The organism is Bacillus cereus group sp. MG1 (assembly GCF_040460035.1).
Taxonomy (GTDB): Bacteria; Bacillota; Bacilli; order Bacillales; family Bacillaceae_G; genus Bacillus_A; species Bacillus_A cereus.
In genome coordinates, this window is record NZ_JARVGY010000001.1 from 4,326,566 (window position 1) to 4,343,472 (window position 16,907).

Genomic DNA, 16,907 nt, shown 5'->3' on the forward strand with positions numbered 1-16,907 from the left:
TCTTTTGAAGGTAGAATGTACAAAAAATACTTTTTTTGTCTACAATGTTAGATAGGAGTATTTTTTTAATTAGATTTCACGATGAGTTCACAAGAAGGACACAAAACGTGACTATACTGAAAATACGAATTCACCAGAGAGGGGAAATAAAACATGGGATATTACGACGGACCAAATTTAAATGAAGAGCATAGTGAGACGAGAGAAGTGAGAAAATCAGGTAGTAAAAAAGGCTATTTCTTCACAGGTTTAGTGGGGGCTGTAGTCGGAGCGGTTTCGATTAGTTTTGCAGCACCATATATGCCATGGGCTCAAAATAATGGAGCGCCAGTATCATCATTTAGTTCGGATTCAAAAGTAGAAGGTACTGTAGTTCCAGTTGTAAATAAAGCGAAAAATGAAACTGATTTACCTGGTATGATTGAAGGGGCGAAAGATGTTGTTGTAGGTGTTATTAATATGCAACAAAGTGTAGATCCATTTGCAATGCAACCGACAGGTCAAGAGCAAACAGCTGGTACAGGATCAGGTGTTATTTATAAAAAAGCAGGAAATAAAGCATATATTGTAACAAACAACCATGTAGTAGATGGTGCGAATAAACTTGCTGTTAAACTAAGCAATGAAAAGCAAGTTGATGCGAAATTAGTGGGGAAGGACCCTTGGTTAGACTTAGCTGTTGTAGAAATTGATGGGGCTAATGTGAATAAAGTTGCAAGTTTAGGCGACTCAAGTAAAATCCGTGCTGGTGAGAAAGCAATTGCCATCGGTAACCCGTTAGGATTTGATGGAAGTGTAACGGAAGGTATTATTAGTAGTAAAGAACGTGAAATTCCAGTTGATATTGATGGGGATAAACGACCAGATTGGCAAGCACAAGTTATTCAAACAGATGCAGCGATTAACCCAGGTAACAGTGGTGGTGCATTATTTAACCAAAACGGTGAGGTAATTGGTATCAATTCAAGTAAAATAGCTCAGCAATCAGTAGAGGGAATTGGTTTTGCAATCCCAATTAATATTGCGAAACCAGTCATTGAATCACTTGAAAAAGATGGTGTAGTGAAACGTCCAGCACTTGGCGTAGGTGTTGTTTCATTAGAAGATGTGCAAGCTTATGCAGTAAATCAATTGAAAGTACCGAAAGAGGTAACAAATGGCGTTGTATTAGGTAAAATTTACCCAATATCACCGGCTGAAAAAGCTGGTTTAGAGCAATATGATATTGTAGTAGCATTAGATGGCCAAAAAGTAGAAAATTCACTTCAATTCCGCAAATATTTATATGAAAAGAAAAAAGTAGGCGAGAAAGTAGAAGTTACATTCTATCGCAACGGCCAAAAAATGACGAAAACAGCTACATTAGCAGATAATTCAACTACTAAGAATCAATAAGTTTAAACCTTAATTAGTAAGGTTATCCGCAAATAGTGGATAAAAGAAAGTCTCTTTCATATTGAAAGAGACTTTCTTTATCGGCTATACTAAAGGAATAGGAGGGATTAATTATGACAATTGAAAACCCAACTCGTACGGAAATTGGTGAAGTGTTAAAGAAAAGCAAAACAATTGCGGTTGTTGGATTATCAGATAAGCCAGAACGTACATCGTATATGGTTTCAAAAGCAATGCAAGATGCTGGATACCGCATTATTCCAGTTAATCCAACAGTAGATGAGGTGCTTGGAGAAAAGGCAGTTTCTTCACTAAAGGATATTAAGGAACACGTTGACATTGTAAATGTATTTCGTCGCTCAGAGTTTTTAATGGATGTTGCAAAAGAATTTGTAGAGATTGATGCAGATGTTTTTTGGGCACAATTAGGAGTACAAGATGAGGATACATACAAATTTTTAAAAGAAAAAGACTATACTGTAATAATGGATCGTTGTATTAAAGTAGAACATGCGATGACAAAATAGTATAGATTTAAAGGTAGAAAGATTGATTCAGCCCTCATTATAGATAAGTAGGGCCGATGAACGAGGTGTTCATCATGAGATTTTTTAAAGGCTGTTTTTGGGGGTTGTTATTTGTAATCCCATTTTGGATCTTGATCATTTGGATCATAATAAAGGTTTGGAATGTGTAATCTTGGAATACATATCCATTTCTCGTTGACAAACGATTATTTTTCTGAAATAGTAGCCTAGAGGAATCCTTGTGAGAAAACAAGGATTTTTCTATTGAAAATGGTATATAAAAGAGATAAGATAACTTGCCAAAACTATAGTCGAGGCGTTATTCTATAATAGAAACATATGTTCTGATTTTGGATTAGGAAAGGGGCAAGGAGTTTGGCGAAGCATCAGTTCCAATATAATGAAGATGCGATTCAAGTGTTAGAAGGACTTGAAGCCGTTCGAAAACGCCCGGGTATGTATATCGGGAGCACGGACAGCCGTGGATTGCATCATTTAGTATATGAAATAGTAGATAACTCCGTTGACGAAGCGTTAGCGGGATTTGGCGACGAAATTTCAGTCGTAATACATAAAGATAATAGTATTAGCGTTATAGATAAAGGGCGAGGAATGCCTACGGGAATGCATAAACTTGGGAAACCTACACCTGAAGTTATTTTAACTGTACTTCATGCCGGTGGTAAGTTTGGTCAAGGTGGTTACAAAACGAGTGGTGGTTTGCACGGGGTTGGGGCATCGGTTGTAAATGCCTTATCAGAATGGTTAGTCGTAACGATTAAGCGTGACGGAAATATTTACGAACAACGCTTTGAAAATGGCGGTGTTCCTGTAACGACGCTTGAGAAAATCGGGAAGACGAAAGAGTCTGGTACTACGATGCATTTCAAACCAGATACAACGATTTTCAGCACAACAAATTATAATTATGAAACATTATGTGAGAGATTACGTGAATCTGCATTCTTATTAAAAGGAATGAAAATTTCAATAAAAGATGAACGAAATGATTTAGAGGATGTATTTCATTATGAAACGGGAATTGAAGCTTTCGTTTCATATTTAAACGAAGAAAAAGATTCCATTCATCCAGTTGTATATTTCACTGGTGAACAAAATGGAATTGAAGCAGAACTAGCATTTCAATTTAACGATGGCTACTCAGAAAACATTTTATCGTTTGTAAATAACGTACGTACAAAAGATGGTGGAACACACGAAGCTGGATTTAAAACAGCGATGACGCGTGTGTTTAACGAGTATGCTCGTAAAGTAGCACTATTAAAAGAAAAAGATAAAAACTTAGAAGGCACAGATATTCGTGAAGGTGTAGCGGCTATCGTTTCGGTACGTGTACCAGAAGAAGTGCTTCAGTTTGAAGGGCAAACGAAAGGGAAACTAGGTACAAGTGAAGCGCGTTCTTCAATTGATGCCATTGTATCTGAGCATTTAGCATACTTTTTAGAAGAAAATCCTGATGTAGCTACACTTCTTGTGAGAAAAGCAATTAAAGCAGCACAAGCCCGTGAAGCAGCCCGTAAAGCAAGAGAAGAAGCGCGTAGTGGTAAGAAAAAGAAAAAATCAGAAGGTACGTTAAGCGGGAAATTAACACCTGCACAATCACGTAACCCGCAAAAAAATGAACTGTACCTAGTAGAGGGTGACTCTGCCGGTGGTTCTGCGAAACAAGGACGAGACCGACGTTTCCAGGCCGTATTACCGTTACGTGGTAAAGTAATTAATACAGAAAAAGCAAAGCTTGCTGATATCTTTAAAAATGAAGAGATTAATACAATCATTTATGCGATTGGCGGCGGTGTAGGAAATGAATTTGATGTTGAAGATATTAACTACGATAAAGTTGTAATTATGACCGATGCCGATACGGATGGGGCTCATATTCAAGTATTGTTATTAACGTTCTTCTACAGATATATGAAGCCACTTATCGAAGCTGGTAAAGTGTTTATCGCACTTCCTCCTTTATACAAAGTAAGTAAAGGAAAAGGTAAGAGTGAGGTAATTGAATACGCTTGGTCAGATGAGGAATTAGACGGTGTAACGAAAAAAGTTGGAAAAGGCTATATGTTACAACGTTATAAAGGACTTGGTGAAATGAATGCGGATCAATTATGGGAAACAACAATGAATCCTGAAACGCGTACATTAATTCGCGTGAAAATTGATGATGCAGCAAGAGCAGAGCGTCGCGTTACAACATTAATGGGCGATAAAGTAGAACCGCGCCGTAAATGGATTGAACGTAATGTACAGTTTGGTATGCAAGAAGAAGGAAATATTTTAGAAAATGAAATGATTATGGAGACGGAGGTGGAATAACATGCAAGCAGAGAAGTTTCATGACCTCCCGCTTGAAGACGTGTTAGGTGATCGCTTTGCACGTTATAGTAAATATATTATTCAAGATCGTGCACTTCCAGATGCACGTGATGGCTTAAAGCCAGTACAAAGACGTATTTTATATTCTATGTATGTAGAAGGCAATGTACATGATAAAGCGTTTCGTAAATCAGCTAAAACAGTAGGTAATGTTATCGGTAATTATCATCCACATGGAGATTCCTCTGTATATGAAGCAATGGTACGCTTAAGCCAAACTTGGAAAGTACGTAATGTTTTAGTTGAAATGCATGGTAATAACGGTAGTGTTGATGGGGACCCAGCGGCAGCGATGCGTTATACGGAAGCTCGTTTATCACCAATCGCATCTGAATTATTACGTGATCTTGATAAAGAAACAGTTGAATTCGTGTCAAACTTTGATGATACGAGTGAAGAACCGGTTGTATTACCAGCAGCGTTCCCGAATTTATTAGTGAACGGATCTACAGGGATTTCCGCTGGTTATGCAACAGAAATTCCTCCGCATCATCTTGGAGAAGTTATTGATGCTACAATGATGCGTATTGATAAGCCAAATAGTACTGTTGATGATTTATTAACAGTTATGAAAGGACCAGATTTCCCAACAGGCGGTATTATTCAGGGGATTGATGGTATTAAAAAGGCGTATGAAACAGGTAAAGGTAAAATTATTATTCGCGGAAAAGCAGAAGTTGAAACAGTGCGCGGTGGGAAACAACAAATTGTAATCACTGAAATTCCTTACGAAGTGAATAAGGCAAATCTTGTAAAGAAAATGGATGAATTACGTCTAGATAAAAAGTTAGATGGTATTGCTGAAGTGCGTGATGAGACAGATCGTACTGGTTTACGAATTGTTGTTGAATTAAAGAAAGAAGCAAACGCCGAAGGTATTTTAAATTATTTATATAAAAATACAGATTTGCAAATTCCATATAACTTTAATATGGTAGCGATCAATAATCGTCGTCCAACACTTATGACATTACCGAAAATTTTAGATGCTTATATTGGACATCAAAAAGAGGTTATTACGAGACGTTCGCAATATGAATTAAGAAAAGCAGAAAATCGTCAACATATTGTAGAAGGTTTAAAGAAAGCATTATCGATTTTAGACCAAGTAATTGAAACAATTCGAGCTTCAAAAGATAAACGTAACGCGAAAGATAATTTAAGTGCAAAATTTGGCTTTACAGAAGCACAGGCAGAAGCAATTGTTTCCTTGCAATTATATCGCTTAACGAATACAGACATTACGGCGTTACAAGAAGAAGCAGATGAGCTTAATAAGAAAATTATTGAGCTACAGGCAATTTTACAAAGTGAAAAAAGATTACTTCAAGTAATTAAAACAGATTTAAAGAGAGTTAAGAAAACATATAGTGATGATCGACGCGCAATTATTGAAGATCAAATCGAGGAAATTAAAATCGATGTAGAAGTGATGATCCCACAAGAAGATGTCATCGTTACTGTAACGAAAGAAGGATATGTGAAACGTACTGGATGGCGCTCACATAATGCCTCAAATGGCAAAGACTTCGGTATGAAAGAGGGTGACATCTTACTTGAACGATTCGATACGAATACGACAGAGACAGTCCTCTTATTTACGAATAAAGGCAACTATATATATCTGCCAGTATACGAAATGCCAGATATTCGTTGGAAAGATTTAGGTCAGCACGTTGCTAATATCGTTTCACTCGACCGGGATGAAACAATCATTTGGGCAACGGTTGTACCGAACTTTGAGGAAGAAAAACGATTTATCGTATTTGTAACAAGAAATGGTATGATAAAGAAAACAGAATTAAATCAATATAAAGTTCAGCGTTATTCAAGGGCATTCGTTGCTGTAAACTTGAAAAAAGATGATGAAGTTGTCGATATATTTGCGACAGATGGAACGAGTGATATCGTTCTTGCTACACACGGTGCATATGCACTTATTTTCCATGAAGATGAAGTAAGTCCAGTCGGTGTAAGAGCTGCTGGCGTGAAAGCAATTAATTTAAAAGAAGATGACTATGTCGCTTCTGGTAAACCGTTAAATGGTGACAAAGATCAACTTATTCTCGTAACACAGCGCGGTGCTGTAAAACGTCTAAAAGCATCAGAAATTGAAAAATCAACGAGGGCGAAACGAGGTCTTGTTATTTTCAAAGAATTAAAACGTAATCCGTACCGCATTGTCGGTATTGAAATTGTTCGGGACGATGAATTAGTTTACATGAAGACAGAGAAAAACATTGTAGAAGAGATTGATCCGAAAGCGTATCGAAATAAAGACCGGTATAGTAATGGTAGCCTAGTGCTAGATGTTAATGATACTGGTGAAGTAGTAGAAACGTGGACGAAGAAAAGACCAGAATAAAGAGGGCATCTTGCTATGAATAATAGCAAGATGCTTTTTTCTAGGCAATTTATTATATAAATAATAATAATCTTGTTATAATAACTGAATGAAATCGTTCTCATAAAGTGAAACTTTAATCAATGGGGATTTTCTTTATCCACACTGATTATTAGTTAAACCAATCGGGCTTTAACGAGCAGTTGATTCCTCACCTAGTTCCTTAGTTTTCGCTGAATTTTGAGTTAGGAATCTTACTGCCTGTTAAAGCGAGACAAATGGAGGGGCAACATGAAAAAAATAGGTGTAGGGATTGTAGGATTTGGTTTTTCTAGTACGACATTTCATATCCCACTATTACAAACGATAGAAGAATATGATATTCGTGCTGTATTATCCTCAAAAGAAGAGGTAGTAAAAGAAACATTACCAAATGCTAATGTTGTTAGTACAATTGATGAATTGGTGAAGCGAGCTGATGTTGACTTAGTTGTTATTACATCACCTAATACAACTCATTTTCCATATGTAAAAGAAGCAATTTTAAACGGTAAGCATGTTGTTGTAGAAAAACCATTTGTTGTCTCAATTGAAGAAGGGGAAAAGCTTATTTCATTAGCAGAGCAGCATAATATAATGTTAAGCGTATATCATAATCGTCGTTTTGATAATGATTTCTTAACAATTAAGAAATTGTTAGGAGAAAACAGAGTAGGGAATGTATACGCATATGAATCGAATTTTGATCGTTTCCGTCCACATGTACGTGATCGATGGAGAGAAAAAAATCTACCAGGCTCCGGTATATTATACGATTTAGGATCGCATTTAATTGACCAAGCGTTATCAATATTCGGGAAACCCGATGCGATAAGTGCAGATGTAATAAAACAAAGACCAGGTGCAGAGGTGGATGATTATTTCCACATAGTACTTCATTACGGAGTTAAACGTGTCATTTTACGTAGTAGCAGTTATGTGAAAAAAGCTGGACCGCATTTTATAGTGCATGGAGAGAAAGGTTCTATCGTGAAGTACGGTATGGATTCGCAGGAAGAGCAATTAAAAAATGGAATGAAGCCAGGTGATAACGGTTATGGAGTAGACGATGAAGAGAATTTTGCTACTTTAGAAACAGAAGAAAGCTTAGAGCGTATTCCAACAGAAGTCGGTTGTTATGACAATTATTATAAAGGTGTACGAGATAGTATATTAAATGGTGAGAAACTACCTGTAACAGCAAAAGAAGGTTTAGATGTTATTAAACTGATTCAATTAGCGATTGAAAGCAGTGAAAAAGGTAGAGTCATTTCTATAAAATAAAAAGACACGAAATTCGTGTCTTTTTATTAGGAATATGTGAATATGATTAATTATTTAGTTTAGTCGTTTATCATACATTAATTGGATTTGTATGCCATAAGGATCTTCAATAATACCATATGCTTCACTAAATATATTTTTTTCTAGCGGAGAGATTATTTTCACATGCTTATCGGAAATTAAATTATTATAAAATCTTTGTATTTCTTCTAAATTAGCGCTTTGAATGCAAAGTGACATGTTATTTCCAACGTTATAACGTTCATTAGTATTCATTGTATCTTCTGCTATCATTAGCTTTGTATTCCCAATTTGTAAAACAGAGTGAGCGATATGTTCTTTATTTTCACTTGTAATTTTAAAAGAACGATCTCTTTTCGCCAGTTCTTCATACGTAACAACCATTAATTTTTTGGCTTCTAAATTACGTGTATAAAAGTTAATTGCCTCCTTTGCTTGCCCATTCATTGAGAGAAAAATAGCTATTTCTAATGTCATAAATTTACAACTCCTTTATTAGTTAATAATTATAATATAGACTAAAAAGGTTTCAATACATGACACCTTTCGGGAGGTAAATATGAAAAAAACGGAACGAATAAATGATATGCTTATTTTCTTAAATAATAAAAGAAATTTTAATTTAAAAGATTTAATGGTTAGATATGATATTTCTAAAAGTACAGCTTTACGAGATATTCAATCATTGGAAGAAATAGGTGTACCCATATATTCTGAACTAGGTAGAAATGGAAGTTATAAAATTATAGAAAATAGTGTGTTATCGCCAATTTATTTTAGTGTGGATGAAATGTATGCGTTATACTTTTCGATTCTTACACTAAATGGATACAAGACAAAACCATTTAATATAGAAAGTATTGCGCTTGAAAATAAATTTAAACATGTACTACCTGATAATGTGAGTAAAAACATTTCGATTATGGAACGAACGCTTTCCTTTGAAGTAACAAATCATAGTAATTTTAGTCCGTTCTTAAAAGAAATTTTACAGGGGATTTTTGCTGAGCGAGTTTATTATTTAACATATTTAAAAAAAGATGAGGAGAAAGTATTGGTCGCCCAATTTATTCGAATCGAATCTAAATTTGGCCAGTGGTATGCTAAAATCTTTAATTTTGAGACAAATGGTGTTCAAATAATTAGATGTGATAAAATTCTTTCTATTGAGGAAACAAGCAACACGAATTCAAAAAATCTTGAAGAACTATTAAGTTATCTTACAAACTTTCACAGAAAACCTGATGCAATTGATTTTAGCGTCATTGTTAATCAAAAAGGAAAGGACATTTTTGATAAAGAGAATTATCCTTCCATGAGGATACAAAAAGAAAATGAAAATTATAGTATAACAGGCTATTTTAACAAGCAAGAAGTTGAGTTTATTTCAAGTTATTTTCTAAATTTTGGTGAAACGATTATTTCAATTCAGCCTGTGATGCTAAAAGAGTTAATCTATAATAAGGTGTTATCTATAAAGCAGCATTTAACTTCTTTAAGATAAAGTTAGTTTTAGTCATTTTTTGATATGAAAAAGCCCTTGCGATTTAAATATCCAAAGGGCTTTTTGATGATTTTATTTGTTCTTTAGAAAAATTACTTTTGTGGAACAGAAAGACCATAGAAGAACATCGTAACGATATCTTTTATATGTTTTTCCCGATCTCCTTCAAGAAGTTGTGCTCCAAATTCATCACCTAATTTTGTAAACATTTGAATGTAAAGTAACATCATTTCTTTAGTAAGGTGTGGATTAATTTCGTTTTTGCGCTGAGCTCGTTCTAATATTTCTAAATACCAGGGTAGGATTTTTTCATTTTGATAACTATAAATAAACTTACGGAGTTCTTCGTCCCTTTGCATCATTTGTAGTAACATATCAGGTTGAAATAATCCGCCAGTATTCATTTTTCTTACAATCATTTTTTGCATCATATCATGAAAAGGTAATTTTTCTTCTGCAAGCTCTTTATAATATTGAAATTCAGATATGATAAATTCTTGTATAAGCTCCCTAAATAACGCATCTTTACTTCCGAAATGATTATAAATTGTAACTTGAGAAACGTTTGCTTCTTTTGCGATATGTTCTATTTTCACTTCATTAAATCCACGTTCTGAAAATAATAAGAATGCTGCTTCTTTAATGGCACGCTTTTTCTTTTCTTTTACTCTTTCAAAGCCGTTCAATGCAATCACCTCACTTAAAATATACAAGAAAAAATAATGGAAAACAATAATTTTGAAATATAGACTGATAAATATTTCAAAAAGTTGTTGCGAATATGAAAGATGAGGAGTACAATAATTTTGAAATATCACATATTAAATATTTCAAAAAATGAGGTGGAATTATGATTTCAGTTCAAGATGTCACAAAACAGTTTTCGAATGGAAAAGGTTTGTTTCATATTACATTTGATGTAAAAGAGGGAGAAGTATTTGGTTATTTAGGACCGAATGGTGCCGGAAAATCAACGACGATTCGTAATTTAATGGGATTTATAAAACCGACAGCTGGTAAAGCGACAATTTTCGGATTAGATTGTTGGAATGAAGCAGCGAAAATTCAAAGGGAAGTTGGTTATCTACCGGGTGAAATTTCTTTTATTGAAGGAATGAACGGATTAGAGTTTTTAAAATTAATGCAAGGAATGCGTGGATTAAAGGATACGAAAAGACGAGATGAACTGATAGAGCGTCTGCAATTTGATGTGAAAACACCGATTCGCAAAATGTCTAAAGGAATGAAGCAAAAAGTAGGGATAGTCGCTGCATTTATGCACGATCCAGAGGTGTTAATTTTAGATGAACCAACATCTGGACTTGATCCACTTATGCAGCAAGTGTTTATAGATTTAATATTAGAGGAAAAGCAAAGAGGAAAAACAATTCTTATGTCTTCGCATATTTTCACTGAAATTGAGAGAACTTGTGACAGAGTAGCTATTATTAAAGATGGTCGACTCGTAACAGTTGAAAATATTCACGATTTACAAAGTATGAGAAGACAAGTGATAGATGTAACAGTATCATCACAAGAAGAGATTGAGTCTCTTACAAAGTGTAATTTGCAATTTGAAGCGGTAAAAGGCAGAGAGGCATCTATCATTGTACAAGGAAACTATCAAACTGTTTTACAAACACTTTCAAACTACAATGTAACGGCACTTCAAACGAGAGCGATGGATTTAGAACATTTATTTATGCATTATTACGATAAGAAAGAAGGGATAACGCATGAATAAGCAATTATTTTTAGCTAGTTTGAAAGAAACACAAAAAAGTATTTTGAGTTATGCGTCTGGTGCAGCTTTATATCTGTGGTTATTAATTTGGATATTCCCGTCAATGGTATCAGCGAAAGGGCTAAATGAATTAATAGGTGCCATGCCTGATAGTGTGAAAAAAATCGTTGGTATGGAAAGTCCGATTCAAAACGTAATGGATTTTCTAGCGGGCGAATACTATAGTTTATTGTTTATTATCATTTTAACAATTTTTTGCGTAACAGTTGCGACACATTTAATTGCTCGTCATGTAGATAAAGGAGCAATGGCATACATGCTAGCAACACCTGTATCTAGAGTGCAAATTGCGATTACACAAGCTGCTGTTCTCATATTGGGACTTCTGATTATTGTATCTGTTACGTATGTAGCTGGGTTAGTAGGTGCAGAATGGTTTTTACAAGATAATAACTTAAATAAAGAGTTATTTTTGAAGATAAATGTAGTCGGAGGGCTCATATTTTTAGTCGTTAGTGCGTATTCATTTTTCTTTTCTTGTATATGTAATGACGAAAGAAAAGCACTAAGTTATTCAGCGAGTTTAACTATCTTATTTTTCGTATTGGATATGGTAGGGAAGTTAAGTGATAAGTTAGAATGGATGAAAAACCTATCATTATTCACGCTGTTTCGTCCGAAAGAAATTGCTGAAGGATCATATAATATATGGCCGGTAAGCATAGGTTTAACTGCTGTAGCGCTTTGTATTTTTATCGTAGCGATTGTAGTATTTAGGAAGAGGGATTTACCGTTATAGAGTAGAAAGTCCACTGAGAAAGTGGGCTTTTTTTATTTGTAAATTTAAACTAGTATGTTTATTGCATCCTTATAAAGGATATTTATCTTTTTAATTACAAAAATATTCAAAAAAGTGAACCTTTTTCTAGGTTCATACGTCTAATACATGTAAAGTTAAATTGGAAGTGATGAAGTGAGGATGAAGCAGGAGGAGCGATTGTGAAAGTAATCCCTTTATATAAAATGGTTATAAAAGAAGAAACGGATGTTTCTTTAGCGAAAAAAGGTGATCATGAAGCCTTTATAGCGCTTATACATACAGAAAAAGTGAAGATGTATCGAATAGCAAAGGCGATGTTACGTGATGAGACAAATATAGAGGATGCGATACAGACAACAATTTTAAAAGCCTATGAAAATATAAAAAAATTAAAAAAAGAAGAATTTTTTCACACTTGGTTAATTCGAATACTAATAAATGAGTGTAACAATATTATTAGAGCGTATAAAAATGTAATTGTGACAGAAGAGAATGATTACAATATGAGTGCGTGTGATCAGTATGAAGATATAGATTTGTGTAATGCGATTCAATCGTTACATGAAGAATTAAGAGCTGTTACGGTGCTTTATTATTATGAAGATATGAATCAAGAGAGTATAGCAAAGCTGTTAGAAATACCGAAAGGAACAGTGAAATCAAGATTATCACGCGCGAGGGAACAACTACAAAAACGATTAAAGATGGAATAGGGGGTGTAAAGGATGGATAATGAAAAATTATTTGATGAGAAATTAAAAAAGAGAATCAAAGATGAAAATGTTATAGTACCTCCAGAGTTAAATGAAAAGATTAATGGTACGCTACATAATCTTAAGGTAAAAAAGAAGAGTTACAAAATTCATATGATGATAATTAGTGCAGCGGTTTGTATACTTTCAGTGGTATCTATGTCTGAGTTTTCTATACAAAGTTTTGCGCAAAATGGTGGAGTATTTGAATATGTAAAGAAAAAAGCGTTTTCTGATTATGAAAATGAAGAAGAAATAAAATCGAATGTACATTATCCAGATAAAGAAAAGATTCATCAAAAAATGCTAGATTCTATTGATTATTTTAAAAATATTTCAGGACAATTTGAGGAATATTCTAGCTCATCAAGAATTGCTACAACATATAAGTATGCGATTGATACGGAGAAACAAAGAGGTATCTCTTCGAAAGAAGATAAACTAGCCAAAAAACGAACAATTATATATAACGAGGGCAAGAAAAAAGAGTTTGATGATGAGAAGTATACCTATAAAGAGACAAAATGGAACCCGAAAGAAAGAAACAATGAACTATTAAAATTAAATCCTACGGAAAGGTTAGTGAGAAAATCAGATGAGAAAAAGAGATATGATGATGAATATGTAGGGCTAGCTAAATATAGTATTCAATCAGAATTCGCAGATTTATTAATTCGATATAAAGATTGGAATTATAAAGAAACGAAATATCTTGGATTAGATTGTTACAAAATTGAAGGAGTTATAAACATAGAGATGCCTGTTAGCACCTCTGAAGATTTAAGAGGGAAATTCGAAATGGTTGTGGAGAAAAATACAGGGATTATGTTGAAATTTCTTAGTTTTCAAGAAGGCTTGATTCAATATTCAGTTACGACTGAATGGATACAAATAGATAAGGGATTGAAAGAAAGTATGTTTCAAAAGGATAGCGCTAAATATGAAAAAATGAGAAACATATTGGATCAATAGAAACAGGAGGAGAGTAAATGGGGAATCATTCATCTTTAAGAGAAGAGAAAAATAAGCAAAAATATAAAAAGAAAAAGATAACAAGTTTACTACTGGCGGTATTACTATTTGGTGGAATTGGCTATGGAGCCTATGTATATATGAAAACTTCTAGTCTTGTACAAAAATCTAATTTGAATTTAGCACGAGGTGAAAAATCCAATTTACGTGAGAAATCTGTAAAGCCAATTGCAAATCATGTTTCACTTTTAATTATGGGAATTGATGAAAATCAAGAACGACAAAAGGAATATAATGGTGCATTTCATACAGATGCATTATTGTTAGCGACTTTTAATAAAGACGATAAAACAGTGAAATTAACAAGCATACCGCGTGATACATATACATATGTTCCAGTTGAAAAGAAAAAAGATAAAATAACCCATGCATATGGAAGTGGTTTCGTTAAAAATGGTAAAGATGGAGGACCGCAAGCTTCTGTGGAAGCGGTAGAAAAATTGTTACAGGTGCCTGTTGATTATTTTGTGAAATTTAATTTTGGTTCCTTTACTAAAATTGTTGATGGGTTAGATGGTATTGAAGTGGATGTCCCAGTTGAATTTACGGAGCAAAATAGTAAAGATGAACCTGATGCGATTCATTTGAAAAAAGGATTACAAAAATTAAATGGGGAAGAAGCACTTGCACTAGCAAGAACGCGCCATATTGATAGTGATGCAATGAGAGGACAGCGCCAACAACTTGTTATTGAAGCGATTTTAAGTAAATTAAAAAGTGTAGGATCGATTACGAAGCTAGAAAAAATAGTTGAGGCGGTTGATGGTGATTTTAAAACAAATTTAGTAATGGATGATATTTTATCTTTTTATAAATACGGTTTAAACGGTTCAGTTGAAAAAATACAATTAGCTGGTGATGATTTATACTTACCTAATGGCCCAAACGGGAAACGTGTATATTATTATAATCCTAATAAAAAAGATCTACAGAGTTTGAGTAATACTCTTAGAACACATCTAGGGTTAAGTGAAAAGCAAATTGAGGAGAATTAAAGCAGACGAAATGTCTGCTTTTTTATTTTTGTAGAAAAGATGTTTTTACATATATGCATTATTTATTAGCAATAATTAACCAGTATTCAAGCGGTAAATGAGATCGAAGTGATTAAAACAACGAATGTGTATGAATGCAAAATAAGGTTTGAACAACATATGGAATTTTTATGAATATTACTGTAAAAAAATAATTTTTTAAAAATTTTCAATAATAATACTTTACAAAAATTAAAAAATTAGTAGAATAAGAATTAGTAAGAATCGTCTGATAAATATATAGAGAAAAACAGAATTATCAGAAAATTCTTTAATAGCTATCGTTTAGAATTAGGGAGGGTACAGAAAATGAAAAAGAAAAAAATGAAAAAACTAACAGCAGTTGTAGTACCGGTTTTGGCAATGAGCATGGCACTAACAGCATGTTCTACATCAGGCGGAGATAAAAAGACAAGCACAAACTCAAGTGGAGATAGCAAGTCAGAGGGAAAATTAGCGGCAAAACAAGTGTTGAATCGAACAGTAAACCAAGAGATTCCAACGATGGATTCTTCTAAATCAACAGATACAGTATCTTCACAAATGCTAGGGAATACGATGGAAGGATTATATCGTCTTGATAAAGATAATAAACCTATTCCAGCTGCAGCAGAATCTAGCACGAAAAGTGAAGATGGTAAAAAATATACATTTAAACTACGTAAAGATGCAAAATGGTCAAATGGAGATCCAGTAACGGCGAAAGATTTCGTATATGCTTGGCAACGTCTATTAGATCCAAAAACAGCTGCTGAGTATGCATTTATCGCATTCCCGATTAAAAATGCAGAAGTAGTAAATAAAGGAGAAAAACCTGTAACTGAATTAGGAGTAAAAGCAGTAGATGATCTTACGCTTGAAGTTGAGTTAGAGCAAGCAGTACCGTACTTCTTAAACTTAGTAGCATTCCCATCATATTATCCATTAAACGAAAAGTTCGTTAAAGAAAAGGGCGAGAAGTTCGGTATAGAGTCTGATACAACAGTTTATAATGGACCGTTCGTTCTTAAAGATTGGAAGCATGAACAAGGATGGCAATTAAAGAAAAATGATCAATATTGGGATAAAAAGACTGTAAAACTTGAAGAAGTTAACTTCAGTGTTGTTAAAGAACCAGCAACTCTTATCAATTTATATGATAGCGGTCAAGTTGACTTTGCTTTATTAACTGGAGAGTTCGTAGATAAATACAGAAATAAGAAAGATGAATTCGGAACATATTCACAAGTGAGTACGTATTTCATTCGTATGAACCAAAAACGTGATGGACAAGATACACCATTAAAGAGTAAAAAGTTACGTGAAGCAATTGCACTATCAGTTGATAAAAAGAATTTAGCAAACGTAATTTTAAATGATGGATCAAAAGAAGCTGACTTCTTAGTACCAAAAGGTTTAGCAACTGGACCAGACGGTAAAGACTTCCAAGAAACGTTTAAAAATGGTTTAAAACCAAATGCTAAAAAAGCTGCTGCAGCTTGGGAAGAAGCGAAAAAAGAGCTAGGTAAAGACCAAGTTACAATTGAATTCTTAAACTACGATACTGGTAATGCGAAAAAAGTTGGCGAATATATTAAAGATCAGATTGAGAAAAACTTAAAAGGTGTAACAGTTAACATTAAACTTCAACCATTTAAGCAAAAACTAAAATTAGAAACTGAACAACAATATGATATTTCGTATGGCGGATGGAATCCGGATTATGCAGATCCAATGACGTTCTTAGATATGTTTGAGACTGGACATTCTCATAACCAAATGAGCTTCTCTGACCCTAAATATGACGGCATGGTGAAAAAAGCTGGAACGGAATTAATGAGCGATGCGAAAAAACGTTGGGAAGAGTTAGGAAAAGCTGAAAAAACATTACTTGAAGAAGATGTAGCGATTGTACCTTTATATCAACGAGGAGATTCTTATGTTTTACAACCAAATGTAAAGGGAGTAGTAAAACATAATATCAGTCCAGAATTTAGCTTTAAGTGGGCATATGTGACTGAAAAATAATAGA

14 protein-coding genes are annotated in these 16,907 nt (G+C 33.9%); 12 read left to right on the forward strand and 2 right to left on the reverse strand.

Features of this window, described 5'->3' with window-relative positions:
* Positions 1-153 precede the first annotated feature (153 nt).
* From QCI79_RS22810 to QCI79_RS22830, 5 genes are all read left to right on the forward strand, one after another.
* Positions 154-1,395: a S1C family serine protease gene (locus tag QCI79_RS22810; protein ID WP_000542647.1), complete on the forward strand. Its 1,242-nt coding sequence runs from the start codon at positions 154-156 to the stop codon at positions 1,393-1,395.
* A gap of 113 nt (positions 1,396-1,508) precedes the next feature.
* Positions 1,509-1,922, forward strand: coding sequence for a CoA-binding protein (locus QCI79_RS22815; RefSeq protein ID WP_000151387.1), 414 nt, complete (start codon positions 1,509-1,511; stop codon positions 1,920-1,922).
* Positions 1,923-2,297: 375 nt separating this feature from the next.
* Positions 2,298-4,262, forward strand: a complete 1,965-nt coding sequence (parE, locus tag QCI79_RS22820) for a DNA topoisomerase IV subunit B (RefSeq protein ID WP_001062202.1) — start codon at positions 2,298-2,300, stop codon at positions 4,260-4,262.
* A gap of 1 nt (position 4,263) precedes the next feature.
* Positions 4,264-6,687, forward strand: a complete 2,424-nt coding sequence (gene parC, locus QCI79_RS22825; protein WP_001147463.1) for a DNA topoisomerase IV subunit A — start codon at positions 4,264-4,266, stop codon at positions 6,685-6,687.
* A gap of 270 nt (positions 6,688-6,957) precedes the next feature.
* Positions 6,958-7,989, forward strand: a complete 1,032-nt coding sequence (locus QCI79_RS22830; protein ID WP_000719771.1) for an oxidoreductase — start codon at positions 6,958-6,960, stop codon at positions 7,987-7,989.
* A 54-nt stretch (positions 7,990-8,043) separates the two neighbouring features.
* Here QCI79_RS22830 and QCI79_RS22835 read toward each other — a convergent pair whose 3' ends face one another.
* Entirely contained in the window at positions 8,044-8,487 is a 444-nt protein-coding gene (locus QCI79_RS22835; RefSeq protein WP_000171346.1) for a VOC family protein, read from the reverse strand.
* An 82-nt stretch (positions 8,488-8,569) separates the two neighbouring features.
* Between QCI79_RS22835 and QCI79_RS22840 the strand changes: the two genes are divergently transcribed.
* Positions 8,570-9,514 (forward strand): helix-turn-helix transcriptional regulator, encoded by a 945-nt coding sequence (locus tag QCI79_RS22840; protein WP_000750566.1) that lies wholly within the window; start codon positions 8,570-8,572, stop codon positions 9,512-9,514.
* 92 nt (positions 9,515-9,606) lie between these two features.
* On the opposite strand, the gene QCI79_RS22845 is transcribed toward QCI79_RS22840, so the two are convergent.
* Positions 9,607-10,209, reverse strand: a complete 603-nt coding sequence (locus tag QCI79_RS22845) for a TetR/AcrR family transcriptional regulator (RefSeq protein ID WP_002005560.1) — start codon at positions 10,207-10,209, stop codon at positions 9,607-9,609.
* 155 nt (positions 10,210-10,364) lie between these two features.
* Between QCI79_RS22845 and QCI79_RS22850 the strand changes: the two genes are divergently transcribed.
* From QCI79_RS22850 to QCI79_RS22875, 6 genes are all read left to right on the forward strand, one after another.
* Positions 10,365-11,258, forward strand: coding sequence for an ABC transporter ATP-binding protein (locus QCI79_RS22850; RefSeq protein ID WP_000626568.1), 894 nt, complete (start codon positions 10,365-10,367; stop codon positions 11,256-11,258).
* A complete protein-coding gene (locus QCI79_RS22855) occupies positions 11,251-12,057 on the forward strand; it encodes an ABC transporter permease subunit (protein WP_001041439.1) in 807 nt (268 codons plus the stop codon). Before QCI79_RS22850 ends, QCI79_RS22855 begins: the two co-directional genes overlap by 8 nt.
* A gap of 200 nt (positions 12,058-12,257) precedes the next feature.
* Positions 12,258-12,791, forward strand: a complete 534-nt coding sequence (locus QCI79_RS22860; protein WP_000864758.1) for an RNA polymerase sigma factor — start codon at positions 12,258-12,260, stop codon at positions 12,789-12,791.
* Between the two features lie 12 nt (positions 12,792-12,803).
* Positions 12,804-13,802, forward strand: a complete 999-nt coding sequence (locus QCI79_RS22865; protein ID WP_000368243.1) for a hypothetical protein — start codon at positions 12,804-12,806, stop codon at positions 13,800-13,802.
* A gap of 17 nt (positions 13,803-13,819) precedes the next feature.
* Positions 13,820-14,857, forward strand: a complete 1,038-nt coding sequence (locus QCI79_RS22870; RefSeq protein WP_000526729.1) for an LCP family protein — start codon at positions 13,820-13,822, stop codon at positions 14,855-14,857.
* A 348-nt stretch (positions 14,858-15,205) separates the two neighbouring features.
* Positions 15,206-16,903 (forward strand): peptide ABC transporter substrate-binding protein, encoded by a 1,698-nt coding sequence (locus tag QCI79_RS22875; protein WP_000727532.1) that lies wholly within the window; start codon positions 15,206-15,208, stop codon positions 16,901-16,903.
* Positions 16,904-16,907 lie beyond the last annotated feature (4 nt).

Bases quoted from the DNA above. Each gene is read 5' to 3' on its own strand.
- QCI79_RS22815 (WP_000151387.1), top strand. From the start codon at position 1,509: ATGACAATTGAAAACCCAACTCGTACGGAAATTGGTGAAGTGTTAAAG.
- QCI79_RS22840 (WP_000750566.1), top strand. From the start codon at position 8,570: ATGAAAAAAACGGAACGAATAAATGATATGCTTATTTTCTTAAATAAT.
- QCI79_RS22865 (WP_000368243.1), top strand. From the start codon at position 12,804: ATGGATAATGAAAAATTATTTGATGAGAAATTAAAAAAGAGAATCAAA.
- QCI79_RS22875 (WP_000727532.1), top strand. From the start codon at position 15,206: ATGAAAAAGAAAAAAATGAAAAAACTAACAGCAGTTGTAGTACCGGTT.
- QCI79_RS22830 (WP_000719771.1), top strand. From the start codon at position 6,958: ATGAAAAAAATAGGTGTAGGGATTGTAGGATTTGGTTTTTCTAGTACG.
- QCI79_RS22870 (WP_000526729.1), top strand. From the start codon at position 13,820: ATGGGGAATCATTCATCTTTAAGAGAAGAGAAAAATAAGCAAAAATAT.
- QCI79_RS22850 (WP_000626568.1), top strand. From the start codon at position 10,365: ATGATTTCAGTTCAAGATGTCACAAAACAGTTTTCGAATGGAAAAGGT.
- QCI79_RS22855 (WP_001041439.1), top strand. From the start codon at position 11,251: ATGAATAAGCAATTATTTTTAGCTAGTTTGAAAGAAACACAAAAAAGT.
- parC (WP_001147463.1), top strand. From the start codon at position 4,264: ATGCAAGCAGAGAAGTTTCATGACCTCCCGCTTGAAGACGTGTTAGGT.
- QCI79_RS22810 (WP_000542647.1), top strand. From the start codon at position 154: ATGGGATATTACGACGGACCAAATTTAAATGAAGAGCATAGTGAGACG.
- QCI79_RS22835 (WP_000171346.1), bottom strand. From the start codon at position 8,487: ATGACATTAGAAATAGCTATTTTTCTCTCAATGAATGGGCAAGCAAAG.